At 54.9% G+C, this 15524-nt stretch carries 16 protein-coding genes and 1 pseudogene; 6 read left to right on the top strand and 11 right to left on the bottom strand.

Annotated elements, in window-relative coordinates; all coding sequences use genetic code 11:
* Positions 1-30 precede the first annotated feature (30 nt).
* From LVJ83_RS09070 to leuC, 11 genes are all read right to left on the bottom strand, one after another.
* Entirely contained in the window at positions 31-558 is a 528-nt protein-coding gene (locus tag LVJ83_RS09070) for a PqiC family protein (RefSeq protein ID WP_244784193.1), read from the bottom strand.
* Entirely contained in the window at positions 558-2207 is a 1650-nt protein-coding gene (gene pqiB, locus LVJ83_RS09065; RefSeq protein ID WP_244784192.1) for an intermembrane transport protein PqiB, read from the bottom strand. Before pqiB ends, LVJ83_RS09070 begins: the two co-directional genes overlap by 1 nt.
* Complete coding sequence (locus LVJ83_RS09060) at positions 2197-3531, bottom strand: paraquat-inducible protein A (RefSeq protein ID WP_244784191.1); 1335 nt, start codon at positions 3529-3531, stop codon at positions 2197-2199. The genes pqiB and LVJ83_RS09060 overlap by 11 nt, the downstream gene beginning before the upstream one ends.
* A gap of 868 nt (positions 3532-4399) precedes the next feature.
* The gene (locus LVJ83_RS09055; RefSeq protein WP_244784190.1) at positions 4400-4639 is read right to left on the bottom strand and encodes a hypothetical protein; all 240 of its coding nucleotides are present in this window, start codon (positions 4637-4639) and stop codon (positions 4400-4402) included.
* A gap of 704 nt (positions 4640-5343) precedes the next feature.
* Entirely contained in the window at positions 5344-6414 is a 1071-nt protein-coding gene (leuB, locus tag LVJ83_RS09050; RefSeq protein ID WP_244784189.1) for a 3-isopropylmalate dehydrogenase, read from the bottom strand.
* A gap of 23 nt (positions 6415-6437) precedes the next feature.
* A complete protein-coding gene (locus LVJ83_RS09045; RefSeq protein ID WP_244784188.1) occupies positions 6438-6908 on the bottom strand; it encodes a NanQ anomerase/TabA/YiaL family protein in 471 nt (156 codons plus the stop codon).
* Between the two features lie 11 nt (positions 6909-6919).
* On the bottom strand, positions 6920-7786 hold the full coding sequence (locus LVJ83_RS09040) for an NAD(P)H-binding protein (protein WP_244784187.1): 867 nt from the start codon (positions 7784-7786) through the stop codon (positions 6920-6922).
* A gap of 61 nt (positions 7787-7847) precedes the next feature.
* Positions 7848-8489, bottom strand: coding sequence for a 3-isopropylmalate dehydratase small subunit (gene leuD, locus LVJ83_RS09035; RefSeq protein WP_244784186.1), 642 nt, complete (start codon positions 8487-8489; stop codon positions 7848-7850).
* Positions 8490-8549: 60 nt separating this feature from the next.
* Positions 8550-8687: an entericidin A/B family lipoprotein gene (locus LVJ83_RS09030; protein WP_244784185.1), complete on the bottom strand. Its 138-nt coding sequence runs from the start codon at positions 8685-8687 to the stop codon at positions 8550-8552.
* 201 nt (positions 8688-8888) lie between these two features.
* Positions 8889-9029 carry an entericidin A/B family lipoprotein gene (locus tag LVJ83_RS09025; RefSeq protein WP_244784184.1) on the bottom strand — a complete coding sequence of 47 codons (141 nt, stop codon included), beginning with the start codon at positions 9027-9029 and terminating at the stop codon, positions 8889-8891.
* 347 nt (positions 9030-9376) lie between these two features.
* On the bottom strand, positions 9377-10792 hold the full coding sequence (gene leuC / locus LVJ83_RS09020) for a 3-isopropylmalate dehydratase large subunit (RefSeq protein ID WP_244784183.1): 1416 nt from the start codon (positions 10790-10792) through the stop codon (positions 9377-9379).
* 362 nt (positions 10793-11154) lie between these two features.
* Here leuC and LVJ83_RS09015 point away from each other — a divergent pair, with 362 nt between their 5' ends.
* The 6 genes and pseudogenes from LVJ83_RS09015 to LVJ83_RS13655 all read left to right on the top strand — a co-directional run.
* Entirely contained in the window at positions 11155-12330 is a 1176-nt protein-coding gene (locus LVJ83_RS09015) for an acetyl-CoA C-acetyltransferase (protein WP_244784182.1), read from the top strand.
* 265 nt (positions 12331-12595) lie between these two features.
* Entirely contained in the window at positions 12596-12892 is a 297-nt protein-coding gene (locus LVJ83_RS09010; protein WP_244784181.1) for an ArsR/SmtB family transcription factor, read from the top strand.
* A gap of 12 nt (positions 12893-12904) precedes the next feature.
* On the top strand, positions 12905-13867 hold the full coding sequence (locus tag LVJ83_RS09005; RefSeq protein ID WP_244784180.1) for a cation diffusion facilitator family transporter: 963 nt from the start codon (positions 12905-12907) through the stop codon (positions 13865-13867).
* 136 nt (positions 13868-14003) lie between these two features.
* Positions 14004-14342 carry a hypothetical protein gene (locus tag LVJ83_RS09000; RefSeq protein WP_244784179.1) on the top strand — a complete coding sequence of 113 codons (339 nt, stop codon included), beginning with the start codon at positions 14004-14006 and terminating at the stop codon, positions 14340-14342.
* Positions 14329-15162, top strand: coding sequence for an LPD3 domain-containing protein (locus LVJ83_RS08995; RefSeq protein ID WP_244784178.1), 834 nt, complete (start codon positions 14329-14331; stop codon positions 15160-15162). The genes LVJ83_RS09000 and LVJ83_RS08995 overlap by 14 nt, the downstream gene beginning before the upstream one ends.
* A gap of 80 nt (positions 15163-15242) precedes the next feature.
* Positions 15243-15497: pseudogene (locus tag LVJ83_RS13655) on the top strand (hypothetical protein); the annotation flags it as partial.
* Positions 15498-15524: the final 27 nt, after the last annotated feature.

Genomic DNA, 15524 nt, shown 5'->3' with positions numbered 1-15524 from the left:
GACGGCAGCAAAGATTATGGCATGGGCCATCTATTCGGAGATGGCCGCCGCCGCGGCATTCACGCCCGCATCCAGCGATTCCACCATGGCGGTATAGCCGTCGCCTTGTTGCGGGGTATCGATATTGAAATTGCGGCCTTGGCCGTTTGGCCACACAGCGTAGCCGCGCACTTGCGTTTGCCCCTGATAGCTGCCTTGAAAGGCTTCCATATAGATTTTCAGCGTGGGCGCATCTGCGCTGCTGCGGTTGGCGGGCATAAAGCGGCGGTGCGGATTCAGACGGTTGAGCTTGTTGCTGAAGCTGGCGGCCAAGGCGTTATCGAGTGCGCCGGCCCAAAGGTGGTTGCGGGCGAAATTCACATGATAAGCATCGGTTTGGTATACCAGGCCGCCGTTGGCCAGCGGTTCGGCTAAAATCACGCGTACGGCAGTTTCATTGCCGCGTTGGGCGGGCAGGCTGTATTGGCTGTCGGGCAGGGTGAAATACTGCGTGGTTTGCGGGGTGCTGCATGCGGCAAGGGCGCTTGCAGCGGCGCAGGCGGAAAACAATCGGCGCATCAGCGGTTTCCTTTCGGTATCGGGTCGTGAACATTGCTGTTGAAAATCAGCGCATTGGGCTTTTCTTTCAGGGTGTTGATCACGGGTTGCGCGTTTTTCAGGGTTTGGTCGATGCTTTGCAGCGTGGTTTGGATGTCGCTGTAAAGCGGTGATTGCGGCGATACACCGGCGAGCGTTTGGCGCAATTCGGCCAGCGTTTGGTTTAATTCTTGCGGTATACCCTGCGTTTGCGGCTTGTTGATCAGGGCGTTGGCCGAGCGTAGGGTGGTTTGCAGCTCACGTAATGAAGCGTTTAATTCGCCCACGGTTTTTTCCAGCGGCAATTTGTTGAACTTGTTGAGCAAGTCGCTCAGCTGGGCCTGCAATTCGTCCAGCCCGCCGCTGCGGGTGGCGATGACGGGGTTGCCGGCATATTGCTGATAGGGTTTCAGCGTGCCGCCGGTGTTGTTGCCGGGCTGTTCGGCCAGCTCGATCATTTTGCTGCCGATCACCAGATTGTTGCTGGCCAGCGTGGCGGTGAGGCCGCGGTTTAAGGCCGTCTGAAACTGCTGCTGCCAATGTTCGCGGCTTTGGCGCCGGGCGTTGATTTCCATACGCGCAGGCTCGATGCGGATGCGCACCGGTATCCAGCCGTTTTGCAGCAGCTTGAGGCTGTCGTCGGGGGCGAAATAGGGCACGTCGGCCACGGCGCCGATGTTGATGCCTTTGTATTCTACCGGCGCTCCGGCGGCCAGCCCGCGCACGCTTTGTTTGAAAAAGGCTATGTAATAAAGCGCGCGTGCGCCGGGCAGATTGTCGATTTGGGCGCGGTTGTTGTAGAGCTCGAAGGTTTTTTCGTTGGCCACGGGTTGCCCTTTTTCGCCGTTGATGGGCGAACCAAAGGCGATGGCACCGGAAAGCAGCGCGGGCAGGGGCGCTGAATCGAGCACAATGCCGCTGCCGGTGGTTTGGATGCTGATGCCGGTTTCCAGCCAAAACAGGCTGTTTTCGCCCACCAGCTTATCGTTGGGGCTTTGGATGAAAATGGTATAGTCTACCGTTTCGTTTTTGGGGTTGAAGCGGGCGCTTTCCACTTGGCCGACGGTAAAGTTTTCATACAGCACCGGGCTGCCCACGCCGAGCATTTTGTTGTTGCTGCCCACTAGTTTCAGGCGCAGGCCGCTTTGGCCGATGGCGGCAATCGGCGGCATGTCGAGCACGGTAAAGGTGTCTTGGCTTTCTTCGCTTTTGCCGGGGGTAAAGGCGATATAAGAGCCCGAAACCAAGGTGTTGAGCCCGGTAACGCCGCTTTGGTCGATGCGCGGCTTCACCACCCAAAATTGGGTGTCTTCGCGCATCAGGTCTTTGGCATCGGCGCTGAGGCGTGCGGTAACGGCAACGCCTTTTTGGTCTTCGCGCAGCTTGATGCGGGTTACGCGGCCGACATCGACGCTCAATACCCTGATTACGGTGTTATTCACTTCAATGCCCTCGGCGCTGTCCATCAACAGCGTGATTTCGGGGCCTGTGTTGCGGATGTTCTGCATCAGCAGCCAGCCGCCGGCAATCAGCGCAATCAGCGGAATCAGCCACACCACCGAGGTAAACACATTGGTTTTCTGCACACGGGCGGGCACGGGTTTTAAAGGCGGGTTGGTTTCATCGTTCATATTCGGGCTTTATGGCGGAAATGTTTTCAGACGGCATCGATGAGCGCGCTTTATCCCAAATCAGGCGCGGATCGAAAAAATAAGCGGAAAGCATGGTCAGCAGCACCACCAGGCAGAAATAAAGCGAAGCCGGGCCGGGCGTTACCCGCGCCAGCGGCGTGTGGAATGCGCTCATCAGAATAATAATCACAAAAATATCAATCATCGACCAGCGCCCCACCGCATCGGTGAGCCGGTAGAGGCGCGACAATGTGTGTGCGGCCAGCGGCGGGCGCAAGCTCGCGCAGGTAATCAAAAAGCCCATCGATGCGATTTTTAATGTGGGCACCAAAATGCTGGCGCTGAAAATAATCGCTGCAATCAGCTTGTCGCCGTCGCGCCACATATATGTGATGCCGTTGAGAATCGTGCTGATTTCGGTGTTGAGCGGGTTGGATGAAATCATAATCGGCAACACATTGGCCGGCACATACAGCACTGCTGCCGCCAGCAAAAAGGCCAGCGAAATGCTCAGGCTTTTGGGGCGGCGTCGAAACAGCGTTGAGCCGCACACGCCGCAGGTGTGTTCCGTTTTATCACGGAAATACAAACAGCGGCTGCAACAGATTTTATCGTCTGAGGCCGTCTGAACCGCCCGATAGCCGCGAATCTGGTGGATTTTGTAATACACCCAGTGCTGCGGAATCGACACCGAAGTGCGGATCAGCATCACCGCCAGGCCGAACATCAGCCAGAATGCAGCGCCAAACTCCACCCGCGCCACCGCCGAGAGCTTGATATACGCCACCAGCGTCGACACAAAAAACACGTCAACCATAATCCAATGCCGCAGCCGCGCCAGCGTGCGTGTGGCGTAAAACAGGCCGGGATAGATTTTTTTGCGCACCAGCGCAGTATACACATACAGGCACAGCAGCAAAAACAACAGCGGCGTGCCGAACGTGAGTACAAACATCACTTCGGCCAAAAAACCGAAATCCTGCAAAATCAGCGTTTTCAACATCGAAGGCAGCGACAGAATCGCAGTTACGCTGCCCAGCTCCACCGTTACAAACATCATGCTGTAAACACACGCCATCAGAATCAGCGCGGTTGTCGCATAAGCCAGCGGCGCCAGATACGGATTTTTTTCAACCTCTACCAGCTCGAAGCCGCAATTGGGGCAATGCGCTTCCTGCCCTTGGCGCAGGCGCGGCAAATCCACCCGTTGTCCGCATTCGGGGCAATCGAGCGTGTGCGCCGGCAGTGTGGCATCAGGGCGGAACAACTGATAGCGCCACCAGCGGCGGTAGGTGTTGACCGGTTTGTAGATAAAAGGCGGCATAGGCGTTCAGACGGCCTGAGTGATTGAATCTGTTATAGAAACGGCATTATAACGGAAAATAAGAATGCTTGATGCAAGCAAGCGTAAAGGCCGTCTGAAAGCGGTGTTTCAGACGGCCTTTTGTTTATTAAAGCACTTGCCGAATAATTTGTGCCGGCGGCGTAGCAACTGTATTTTTAACCCCGTCGGACAAAAATACCAAAAACTGTTTATCTTAATAAAATCAGCAATATTTCAGCACCATCAAACTGCTTTCGCTTCCGCCAAACGATCCCGCAGCATCGCATCCAGAATCGTCGGATAGCTTGTATCCGACAAAACGCTTGATGCTGCTGTTGTTTCCGAGCATGGCGGTGATGTTGGAAATGCCGGATTCGGGGAAACCGACCTACACTGACCGGGTTGCTGAAGCGGTAAGATTGGCGGGAAAAACAAACGCCGGAAAAAACACGCAACGGCAAACACAACAGCAACCGAGTTCCCTCACCCGCGGGAGAGGGTTAGAGAGAGGGCATAAGCCGCGAGGCTTGAACAATAGTGAGGCCGTCTGAAAATGATGATGACGGAGTGCGCGATGAAGCAAACCTGCGGTTTGCCGCCCTCTCCCCAGCCCTCCCCCACAGGGGAGGGAGTTAGGTGGCTGAAGCAGTAAAAGATTGGCGGGAAAACAAACGCCGGCCAAAACACGCAACGGCAAACACAACCGCAACCGAATTCCCTCTCCCGTGGGAGAGGGTTAGGGAGAGGGCACAAGCCGCGAGGCTTGAACAATAGTGAGGCCGTCTGAAAATGATGATGACGGAGTGCGCGATGAAGCAAACCTGCGGTTTGCCGCCCTCTCCCCAGCCCTCCCCCACAGGGGAGGGAGTTAGGTGGCTGAAGCAGTAAAAGATTGGCGGGAAAACAAACGCCGGCCAAAACACGCAACGGCAAACACAACCGCAACCGAATTCCCTCTCCCGTGGGAGAGGGTTAGGGAGAGGGCACAAGCCGCGAGGCTTGAACAATAGTGAGGCCGTCTGAAAATGATGATGACGGAGTGCGCGATGAAGCAAACCTGCGGTTTGCCGCCCTCTCCCCAACCCTCCCCCACAGGGGAGGGAGCCAAGCGGCTGAAGCGGTAAGATTGGCGGGAGAATCAAACGCCACCAAAAATCAAACGCCGCCCCAAACGCGTAACGACAAAAAAACGCGTAACGGCAAAAACAACGGCAACCGAATTCCCTCTCCCGCGGGAGAGGGAATTCGGTTTAGGGAGAGGGCACAAGCCGCGAGGCTTGAACAATAGTGAGGCCGTCTGAAAATGATGATGACGGAGTGCGCGATGAAGCAAACCTGCGGTTTGCCGCCCTCTCCCCAGCCCTCCCCCTCAGGGGAGGGAGCTAGGTTGCTGAAGCGGTAAGATTGGCGGCAAAAACAAATGCCGGAAAAAACACGCAACAGCAAAAACAACGGCAACTGAATTCCCTCTCCCGTGGGAGAGGGTTAGGGAGAGGGCACAAGCCGCAAGGCTTGAATAATGGTTAGGCCGTCTGAAAATGATGATGGTGGAAGGCGCGATGAAGCAAACCTGCGGTTTGCCGCCCTCTCCCCAGCCCTCCCCCTCAGGGGAGGGAGCTAGGTTGCTGAAGCGGTAAGATTGGCGGCAAAAACAAATGCCGGAAAAAACACGCAACAGCAAAAACAACGGCAACTGAATTCCCTCTCCCGTGGGAGAGGGTTAGGGAGAGGGCACAAGCCGCAAGGCTTGAATAATAGTGAGGCCATCTGAAGCTGCTTGCCGGTGCAGCCGTTTTAAACGATGGCAAGCGCTTACAGCGCGGCTAATACCGCATCGCCCATTTCGGAGCAGGAAACCAGTTTGCAGCCTTCTTCAAAAATATCGCCGGTGCGGTAGCCTTGTTCGAGCACTTTTTGCACGGCGGCCTCGATTTGTTGCGCGCGGGCTTCGTCGCCGAGGCTGTAGCGAAGCAGCATGGCGGCAGAGAGAATGGTGGCCAGCGGGTTGGCTTTGTTTTGACCGGCGATGTCGGGCGCGGAGCCGTGCGAGGGCTCATACAGGCCTTTGCCGGTTTCGTTGAGCGAAGCGGAGGGCAGCATGCCGATGGAGCCGGTGAGCATCGAAGCCTGGTCGCTCAAAATGTCGCCGAAGATGTTGCCGGTGGCAATCACGTCAAACTGTTTCGGTGCGCGCACGAGCTGCATGGCGGCGTTGTCGACATACATGTGGCTTAATTCTACATCGGGGTATTCGGGGGCGATTTCATCAAAAATTTCGCGCCATAATTCGGTGGTTTCCAATACATTGGCTTTGCCGACCGAGCAGACTTTTTTGCTGCGTTTTTGTGCGGCTTTGAAGGCTACATGGGCGATACGGCGGATTTCGCTTTCGCTGTAGCGCATGGTGTTGAAGCCTTCGCGCTCGCCGTTTTCCAGCGTGCGGATGCCGCGCGGTTCGCCGAAATAAATATCACCGGTAAGCTCGCGCACAATCAAAATATCCAAACCGGCCACCACTTCGGGCTTCAGTGTGGAGGCGTTGGCCAATTCTGGATACAGAATCGCCGGGCGCAGGTTGGCAAACAGGTTTAAATCTTTGCGGATGGCGAGCAAGCCGCGTTCGGGGCGCAGCGGCCGGTCGAGATTATCGTATTGCGGGCCGCCCACTGCACCGAGCAATACCGCATCGGCGGCGCGGCACAGCTTTTGGGTGAATTCGGGGTAGGGGTGGCCGTATTCGTCGTAACCTGCGCCGCCGATTGGCGCATATTCGTAGGCAATATCAAGGCCTTGCTCTTTCAGTTTGTCGAGCACGCGCACGGCTTGGGCGGTGATTTCGGGGCCGATGCCGTCACCCGGCAGAATGGCGATTTGTTGGGTCATTTCGGTTTTCCTTATGTGGATGGTTAAGGTGATTCGATTCGGTATTCGAGGGTGCGGATTTTAAACACGGCTTTGCGGATATGCGGCTCATTGCCGACCAGCGGGGCGTGGGCATCTGCGGGGAAGAAGAGGGTGAATTCGCCGGGGGCGACATCGAACCACACATCGGGGGTGTCGTCGAAAAATTCGATATCGCGCATTTCGTTATAGCCCAAGCTGTGTTTCAGACGGCCTCTGTCTATCCAGCCGTAGCCTTCGCTGCCGCTTAAGGGCACCTGAATATCGATGTGCTGAATGTGTGCTTCGGGCTTTGCGTCTTCGCGGCTGCGCATCGGTTCGCGGCCAATAAAGATGCGGATATTGGGATTGGCGCACGGCACTTGGCCGTCGGGCAAGTTGGCAAAATCGAGCGTTTGCAGCAGCGCCATGGCTTCGAGAAAGTCGGGATGCAGGGCGGCGTAGCGCTCGGCGTTGGCGATGGTGTCGAGTATCATAGGTTTTGCTTTCAGACGGCCTTTTCCTGCAATACTTGTTGGAATGTGCGCGGCGTTCTGTCGAGAATATCTGCTAAATCCGGGTAAATGCGCGCGAGTTCGTCTGCTGCAATGGCGGTGTAGGTGGATACCCAGGCATCCAGCATCCAATCCGGCGTGTCGGGATAGCCGGCGCGGCGGGCGGCATAGGCTTCTTCTGTTGTTTCATTGTGGAAGCGGTAGTTTGTGCCGCGGTATGTGCTTAATTGTGCGGCAATGTCGGTGAGGCTGAGCGATTCGGAGCCGGTCAGCGTATAGGTTTGGTTGCGGTGGCGGCTGCCGCCTGCGGCAATGTCTTGCAGGATATTGGCGGCGGCTTCCGCCACATCGTATTGGGAAACGCAGGCCACGCGGCCGTTGCCTGCCGGGCCGCGGATAATGTGATCCGGGCCGGCCAGCTCGGCCATCATTTCGCTGTAGAAGTTGTCGCGCAAAAAGGTGTGGCTGATGCCGCTAGCTTGAATTGCGGCTTCGGTATCGGCATGGGTGCGGGCGAGGGTGAAGGTGCTGTGTGCATCAGCGCCGGCAAAAGACAGGTAAACGATATGCTGTACACCCGCTTCGGCGGCTGCGGAAACAAAGGTTCGGTGTTCGGCTGCGCGGGTGAGGCTTTCGCCGGCGGAAACCATAAACAGAACCGAAATGCCGTTTAATGCGGCTTTTGCAGCGGTTTTGTCGGCATAACTGCACACGCGCGCTTCGCTGTGCGGCAGTTCGGGCGCTTTGGCGGGGTTGCGCAGGGGAAGCACCAACGGAAATTCGGCATGGCTTAAGCGTTGGGCAACCATGCCGCCGATGTGGCCGCTGCTGCCGGTAACGGCGATGGTCGGGGGTGTCATGGCGGTTATCCTGGAGGATGGTTAAAAGCCGTCTGAAAAAGACGGCCTGTTAAGTCTGTTATCAAGCGTGAAACAGCCACGGCTGAGCGGCTTTGCGTTTTTCTTCAAAGGCTTTGATGTCGTCGGCGTGTTGCAGGGTGAGGCCGATTTCGTCGAGGCCGTTGAGCAGGCAGTGTTTGCGGTGTTCGGTGATATCGAAGGTAAAAGATTGGCCGCTCGGGGTGGTAACGGTTTGTTTTTCCAGATCGATATCAAGTGCGTAGCCTTCGGTGGCTTCGGTTTCTTGAAACAGTTGGTCGACTGCGGCTTCATCCAATACGATGGGCAAGAGGCCGTTTTTGTAGCAGTTGTTGAAGAAGATGTCGGCAAACGAGGGGGCAATCACGGCGCGGAAGCCGTAATCATCCAGCGCCCATGGGGCGTGTTCGCGCGAGGAGCCGCAGCCGAAGTTTTTGCGGGTGAGCAAGACTTGTGCGCCCTGATAGCGGGGTTGGTTGAGCGAAAAATCGGGGTTGAGCACTCGTTGGCTGTTGTCCATGCCGGGCTCGCCGTGATCAAGATAGCGCCATTCGTCGAAGGCGTTGGGGCCGAAGCCGCTGCGTTTGATGGATTTTAAAAATTGTTTGGGAATAATCGCGTCAGTGTCGACGTTGGCGCGGTCAAGCGGGGCAACCAGCGCGTTGATGCGGGTAAATAATTTCATGGCTGTTGTACTTTCGGGTGGAAAATGCTCCCGCTGGAGGCGGGAGCAGGGTAAACGGAATCAGTTGGCGCCGTTGCGATCAGCAGACTGTTCCAGTTTGCTGCCGGCTTTTTGTACGTCTTCACCGAAGCCTGATACGGTGTTACAGGCAGACAGTAAAGACATAGCGGTCAAGGTAATCAAAATCAGTTTTTTCATATTTTAAGCTCCTTTATTTTGGGAAAGTACAGCCACTGTGTTGCTGCATTTCCTATCATAGCTATTGTTTATTGTGATGGCAATCATTGCGGCGGCTTGTTTTGAAGGCCGTCTGAAAAATTTTCAGACGGCCTTCTGAGTGTGGTGCATATCCGAGCAGGCGGTATGCACGTAAACATCTTAATCGGACAACAAGATGCCTTACATCTCAGATTGTACTTTGTCGGCAGTGTTGGTTACGGCCGAACCGGCGGCGCTGACATCTTCACCTGCACCGGCGATGGTGTTGCAACCGGCTAAAAATGCGGCAGCGGCAATGGCGGTTAAAATCAATTTTTGCATCATGAACTCCTTGGGTTAAAAAATAAAAGTACAACCAGCTTAACTTAGAAGCTGTGTTGCGGCAAGAAGTTCAATTAAAAATGGTTTGGCGGGTGCTCATGCCCACATACCCGCTCACAAAAGTAGGCGAATAAGGCGGCGGGATACACACACCGATTCGAACTCAAGCGGGCGGGTGCCGTTAAATTGTTATTCAGACGGCATGTTGATGGTTTGAGGCCGTCTGAAAACATCACACGATAGAAACGGCAATTAAACAACTGAATGTTTAAATCAATCTAAAAAATATTTTTAGCATTAAAATTGCCGAATCTATAGGATGTTCTGATCACCCGTCGAGCGAATGGTCAGGATACCCCTAATGCGCGCACGTCGGTAAAATGGCCGGTAACGGCTGCCGCTGCCGCCATGGCCGGGCTGACCAGGTGGGTGCGTCCGCCGTTGCCCTGGCGGCCTTCAAAGTTGCGGTTTGAAGTGGAGGCACAGCGTTCTTGCGGCTCGAGGCGGTCGGCATTCATGGCCAGACACATCGAGCAGCCCGGCTCGCGCCATTCAAAACCGGCTTCGGTGAATACTTTATCCAAGCCTTCCTGTTCGGCCTGCTCTTTTACCAGGCCGGAGCCGGGCACCACCAGCACGCGGCTGACGTTGGCGGCTTTTTTGCGGCCTTTGGCCACGGCGGCGGCTTCGCGCAAGTCTTCGATGCGGCTGTTGGTGCAGGAGCCGATAAACACTACGTCTACCGGAATTTCATTCAACGGGGTATCGGCCTGCAAGCCCATGTATTGCAGGGCGCGCTCCATGCCGCTGCGCTTGACCGGATCGGCTTCGGCGGCGGGATTGGGCACGTTGCCGTTGATGTCGAGCACCATTTCGGGCGAAGTGCCCCAAGTTACTTGCGGTTCGATGTCGGCGGCATCAAATTCAAATACTTTGTCGAACTGTGCGCCTTCATCGGAAACCAGTGTGCGCCAATAGGCTACGGCTTTTTCCCAGTCGTCGCCTTTGGGGGCGAGCGGTTTGCCTTGTACGTAATCGATGGTGGTTTGGTCAACCGCCACCAGGCCGGAGCGTGCGCCGGCTTCGATGGCCATGTTGCACAAGGTCATGCGGCCTTCCATAGAGAGGCTTTGAATTGCTTCGCCGCCGAATTCGATGGCGTAGCCGGTGCCGCCGGCGGTGCCGATTCGGCCGATGATGTAGAGTGCCACGTCTTTGGCGGTTACGCCGGGTTTCAGACGGCCGTCTACTTTAATCAGCATGGCTTTGGATTTTTTGGCGGTGATGCATTGGGTGGCCATGGTGTGTTCGACTTCGGAGGTGCCGATGCCGTGCGCCAATGCGCCGAATGCACCGTGGGTGGAGGTGTGCGAGTCGCCGCAGACCACGGTCATGCCGGGCAGGGTGGCGCCTTGTTCGGGGCCCATCACGTGCACGATGCCCTGGCCTTTGTCTTTAAACGGAAAGTAGGCCAGTGCGCCGAAAGATTTGATGTTGTTATCCAAAGTGTCTACTTGCAGTTTGGAAATGGGGTCTTTGATGCCTTCATCCCAATGGTCGGTGGGGGTGTTGTGGTCGGCGGTGGAAACCACGCTGTCGATGCGCCACAGCTTGCGCCCAGCCATTTTCAGGCCTTCAAATGCTTGCGGGCTGGTTACTTCGTGTACCAAGTGGCGGTCGATATACAGCAATACCGTGCCGTCTTCTTCTTCGCGGACGATGTGGCTGTTCCAAAGTTTGTCGTAAAGGGTTTGTGCGTTCATTTTGTTTGCTTTTATCAAATCGGGTGGCGTTGGAAGTTTGGTGCTATATTAGACTTTTTGGACTTTGTTGGCAATAAAATTTACGCAAAAAGATTGAATAAGCTTTATTTTAGACAATAAGTCTGAAAAATATATTTCAGACGGCCTGGAGAAAACGTTAAAAAAGCAGGCATAATCTATGGTAAAGTCAGTGAATATCGGTATAAGACGGCAGGCGGTATCGGCGTAAGGCCGGTATCTGAGCAGCTTGGCCATATCAAACAGAGTGTTGCCGGGTGCTTCTGGCATCATAAACAAACCAAGACCGGGATATCGGATTTGTAGAAAAATTTGCAGAAAAACAAACCAAAAGGAGTGTAGGAATGAAAGAAGTTGTGATTGTTGCCGCCAAGCGCACCCCCATCGGCAGTTTTTTGGGCAGCCTTGCATCGGTGAGCGCGCCGCAGTTGGGCGCGGTAGCGATTCGGGCGGTATTGGATGCGGCGGATTTGCCGCCTGAGGCAGTTAGCGAAGTGATTATGGGCAATGTGCTGACGACAGGGGTCGGCCAAAATCCGGCACGGCAGGCGGCGCTGGCGGCGGGGATTCCGGTTGAAACGCCGGCCACCACGGTGAATGTGGTGTGCGGCTCGGGCATGAAAGCGGTGCAGATGGCCGCACAGGCGATTATGTGCGGCGATGCGGAAATTGTGGTAGCGGGCGGGCAGGAATCAATGTCGCAAAGCCCGCATTATCTGCACATGCGCCAAGGTTTGAAAATGGGTGACGGCAAGCTGACGGACAGCATGGTGCACGACGGGCTGACCGATGCCTACCGGCAATACCATATGGGAATAACGGCGGAAAATATTGTCGGCAAACTCGGCCTCAGTCGCGAAGAGCAAGATGAATTGGCGCTGGCTTCACAGCAAAAAGCCGCTGCTGCCCGCGCGCAGGGGCGTTTTGATGCGGAAATTGCCGCCGTGAGCGTGCCGCAGCGCAAGGGCGAACCGCTGGAAATCAGTGCCGACGAATACATTAAGGCCGATGCCGGCGCCGAGGGTTTGGCGGCGTTGCGGCCGGCGTTTAAAAAAGACGGCAGCGTTACCGCCGGCAATGCTTCGGGCATTAATGACGGCGCGGCGGCGGTGTTGATGATGTCTGCTGAAAAGGCCGCCGAATTGGGCTTGAAACCGTTGGCCGTCATCAAAGGCTATGCCGCCGCCGGGGTTGAACCGGAAGTGATGGGCTTGGGGCCGGTGGCTGCGGTGCGCATGGCGTTGGCAAAAGCGGGGTGGAATCTGGATGATGTGGATTTGATTGAAGGCAATGAGGCATTTGCCGCCCAGGCGTTGGGTGTGGCCAAGAATCTCGGCTTCGATATGGAAAAAGTGAATGTGAACGGCGGTGCGATTGCATTGGGCCACCCCATCGGCGCATCGGGCTGCCGTATTTTGGTTACGCTGCTGCACGAAATGCAGCGGCGCGATGCGAAAAAAGGGCTGGCCACTTTGTGCGTAGGCGGCGGCATGGGCTTGGCGGTGTTGGTGGCGCGTTGATCGGGTTGTGCCGTAGCTATTCATAAAAAATAACCTGGCTGCATTATAGAAACGGCAATTAAATAACTGAATTTTTTAAATCAATCTAATTGTTTTAAAAAGAAATTAACAAAAGATTTTTAGAATTAAAATTGCCGAATCTATAGCTTGCCTCGCCTAGTATCATGCGGGCTGAAATCTGATGAGGCCGTCTGAAAGTATTGACTTTTTCAGACGGCCTTTATAGTATCGAATACATGAATAATTGCTCATATAAGATTATATAATGCAAACCGAACTTGATGAAGAAACCTTGTTTCAGCTTTCGCAGATTTTTAAAGCGCTGGCCGACCCCACCCGCATCCGCATCTTGCACTTGTTGTGTACGGGCGAACATGCGGTGGGGGAAATTGCCGCCAAACTCAGTTTGAGCCAGTCGGCTACCTCGCACCAGCTGCGTTTTTTGAAAAACCTGCGCTTGGTGAAGTTTCGCCGTGCCGGTGCTACTTTATATTATTCTGAAGACGACACGCATGTTATCGGCCTGCTCAAGCAGGCGCTCGAGCACGTGTCGCACCGTTAAAGAGGCAGATAGATGTCGCACAATCACCATAATCATGCTCACGACCATGGCGCCCATGCTCATGGCAGTAATAAAAAAGTATTGCGTGTGTCGCTGTTGATTATCGCCGCATTTATGCTGGTGGAAATCATCGGCGGCCTGCTCACCAACAGCTTGGCGCTATTGTCTGATGCCGGGCACATGTTTTCCGATGCGGCTGCGCTGGGGCTTTCGCTGGCGGCTTTTCATTTCGGCGAACGGCCGGGCAGCCGCCGCAATACGTTTGGTTACAAGCGCTTTGAAATTCTGGCGGCTGCGCTGAACGGGCTGACGCTGCTGGCGATTGCCGCCGTGATTATTTATGCCGCCATCGGCCGCTTTATCCGCCCGCCCGAAATCGCCACGCTCGGCATGCTGGCGGTGAGCAGCGCCGGTTTGCTGGTGAATATTTTTGTGGCCTGGTATATGCACCGCGGCGGCGACACCGATGAAAACATCAACATGCGCGGCGCCTATCTGCATGTGTTGGGCGACTTGCTCGGCTCGGTGGGCGCGATTGCGGCGGCGTTGCTGATGATGGCGTTCGGCTGGCGTTGGGCCGACCCGCTGGCCAGTGTGGTGGTGGCGCTGCTGATTGCTAAAAGCGGCTGGGGCGTGTTGAAAAGTGCGCTGCATATTCTGATGGAAGGCGCTCCGACTGGTGTAGACAGCGATAAAATTGTTGCCGCCATCACGCAGGTGCCGGGTGTGGAATCGGTGCATGATCTGCACATCTGGACCATCACCAGCGGCCTGCATGTTTTATCGTGCCATATTGTAGTTGACGGCGGCTTGACAGTGGCTGAGGCGGAGCGCATCTCGCACCGGATCGAACAGGTTTTGCAACATCAAGACATCAGCCATGTTACCGTGCAAACCGAGAGCAGGGCGCATGGCCACGGCGATGAATTGGTGTGCACCGTCCGCCCCGCTGCGCATGAAGACGGGCACGGATGATTGATGCCTGTTTGTCAAAATAACCCGAACGATTTACAAGGATCGTGCCGCCCAATACAGGGCAGGCCATGCCGCTGCAACAGCAGCAATCAGCGCCGAACTGGCACAAGCGCACGGCAGGCAGGCGGAGGCAGTATTGCAGCAGGAACGCGCCGCGACGGCTAAGCTGGCCGCCGAACAAACGAAAATCGAAAAGGAGAGACAACATGCGAAAACTGTTATCGCTGATTTGCGTAGCGAGCTTGGCCGCTTGCAGCAATACGCCGAAAATCAAAGCAGCCGCGCAAACCTGCCCGCAACCGCTGCAATCGCCGGCACACCTGATGGCGAAGCCGTTGCCCGAGGCTGGGCATTATTCGGAAAGTGCGCGGCTGAATATGCAGGCATGGCAGAAATAGCCGACGAGCAGCGTAATGACCTGGCGGAGTGGCAGGCTTACGGGCGTGTGATGAAAGGTGATCATGAACCCGATTGAGAAGATGAAATTGGCGGGCCGTCTGAAAGCGGCGGTTGCCGCGCGGAACATTGAGAAAAACCCGCTGAAAAAACTGCCGCTGTTAAAAGAGGTAGAAGAACTTCGTAAGCAGCTAGGGTTTAAGGTAAAAGTAAACAAACTGCCTGAAAGCGGGTTGCAGCCGCTGGATGTACGGAGTTTGCAGCCTTTGGAAATTCCCGAGAATGCAACGGCCAAGGCTATAAGCAAAGCCCTGATGGATTATCTAAAGCAGATGCAAGGAAAGACGGTAGAGACATCAGACGGAAAAACAGTCCGATTTAGCAAACGTTCTAAAAATCATATCGCTTATGATGTTGCATTTGATGATTCCATTGTTGCAGTTGCTGTTTCGCATACCGTGGATGTGCTGATGATGGGAAATTTTGTCGGACGGCAACTGCCGGATGAGAAGCGTAACGATATTGCGGCATTTCACGTTTACCGAAAATGGGTAGATGTTTCCGACAAACAGGTGCACATGCAGGTAAAAGCAGCAGAGTTGGCAGATGGTTTGCTGGCTGCGGATGGATTAGATTTATTGGTTTACACCGTAAAAGACTATGAAAAGGACAAAGAAAAAGAGGACAGTCGAAAACTATCCCCTGATTCTGGCGCAGTTGCATATGATGGAGTTTGCTACCAAGATGACGTATGCACCAAACGCCCCCTTAGAACCCCTCCATCGCTTAAAGAACATCATACCGCCGTTTTCGACCGTGCGCAAGTTTCAGCGGAAGAATATCCGCCGCTGATTGTAGAGATTCTCGAAATCCGCGAAAATAACAACAAGGCCGTCTGAAACGGGAACAGCAGCCGCTTTAACTGCCGAAAGCCCCTAAACTCAATCCATAAAATGGATACGGAGTTTAGGGTTTTTTTATGAAAATCAATATTGAAGTCAGGCGCGGCCAATACCGCATCAAGAACGGCAAGGCTTGGCGCTATGCCGCCGATTACGGCGAAATCGCAGGCACAAAGGGGGCAGACGGGCAGCCGATAGATTGTTATGTCGGCCTTTTCCCACAGGCAGAGCAGGCGTTCATCATCAATCAGTTTGCCGGCGGCAAGTTTGACGAACATAAAATCATGCTGAATTTCTTTGATGAAGAGCAGGCCGCACGCGCCTATGAAATCACCACAGGCCGATCGCCTGAAATTTTC

Origin of the sequence: Uruburuella testudinis, assembly GCF_022870865.1 — a bacterium.
Lineage (GTDB): Bacteria > Pseudomonadota > Gammaproteobacteria > Burkholderiales > Neisseriaceae > Neisseria > Neisseria testudinis.
Note: the sequence above shows the minus strand (reverse complement) of the source record. Positions and strands in the feature narration are given on the sequence as shown.

Excerpts from the sequence above, each read along its gene's own strand:
- LVJ83_RS09070 (WP_244784193.1), bottom strand. The coding sequence starts at position 558 with ATGCGCCGATTGTTTTCCGCCTGCGCCGCTGCAAGCGCCCTTGCCGCA.
- pqiB (WP_244784192.1), bottom strand. The coding sequence starts at position 2,207 with ATGAACGATGAAACCAACCCGCCTTTAAAACCCGTGCCCGCCCGTGTG.
- LVJ83_RS09060 (WP_244784191.1), bottom strand. The coding sequence starts at position 3,531 with ATGCCGCCTTTTATCTACAAACCGGTCAACACCTACCGCCGCTGGTGG.
- leuB (WP_244784189.1), bottom strand. The coding sequence starts at position 6,414 with ATGACCCAACAAATCGCCATTCTGCCGGGTGACGGCATCGGCCCCGAA.
- LVJ83_RS09045 (WP_244784188.1), bottom strand. The coding sequence starts at position 6,908 with ATGATACTCGACACCATCGCCAACGCCGAGCGCTACGCCGCCCTGCAT.
- LVJ83_RS09040 (WP_244784187.1), bottom strand. The coding sequence starts at position 7,786 with ATGACACCCCCGACCATCGCCGTTACCGGCAGCAGCGGCCACATCGGC.
- leuD (WP_244784186.1), bottom strand. The coding sequence starts at position 8,489 with ATGAAATTATTTACCCGCATCAACGCGCTGGTTGCCCCGCTTGACCGC.
- LVJ83_RS09030 (WP_244784185.1), bottom strand. The coding sequence starts at position 8,687 with ATGAAAAAACTGATTTTGATTACCTTGACCGCTATGTCTTTACTGTCT.
- LVJ83_RS09025 (WP_244784184.1), bottom strand. The coding sequence starts at position 9,029 with ATGCAAAAATTGATTTTAACCGCCATTGCCGCTGCCGCATTTTTAGCC.
- leuC (WP_244784183.1), bottom strand. The coding sequence starts at position 10,792 with ATGAACGCACAAACCCTTTACGACAAACTTTGGAACAGCCACATCGTC.
- LVJ83_RS09015 (WP_244784182.1), top strand. The coding sequence starts at position 11,155 with ATGAAAGAAGTTGTGATTGTTGCCGCCAAGCGCACCCCCATCGGCAGT.
- LVJ83_RS09010 (WP_244784181.1), top strand. The coding sequence starts at position 12,596 with ATGCAAACCGAACTTGATGAAGAAACCTTGTTTCAGCTTTCGCAGATT.
- LVJ83_RS09005 (WP_244784180.1), top strand. The coding sequence starts at position 12,905 with ATGTCGCACAATCACCATAATCATGCTCACGACCATGGCGCCCATGCT.
- LVJ83_RS08995 (WP_244784178.1), top strand. The coding sequence starts at position 14,329 with ATGAACCCGATTGAGAAGATGAAATTGGCGGGCCGTCTGAAAGCGGCG.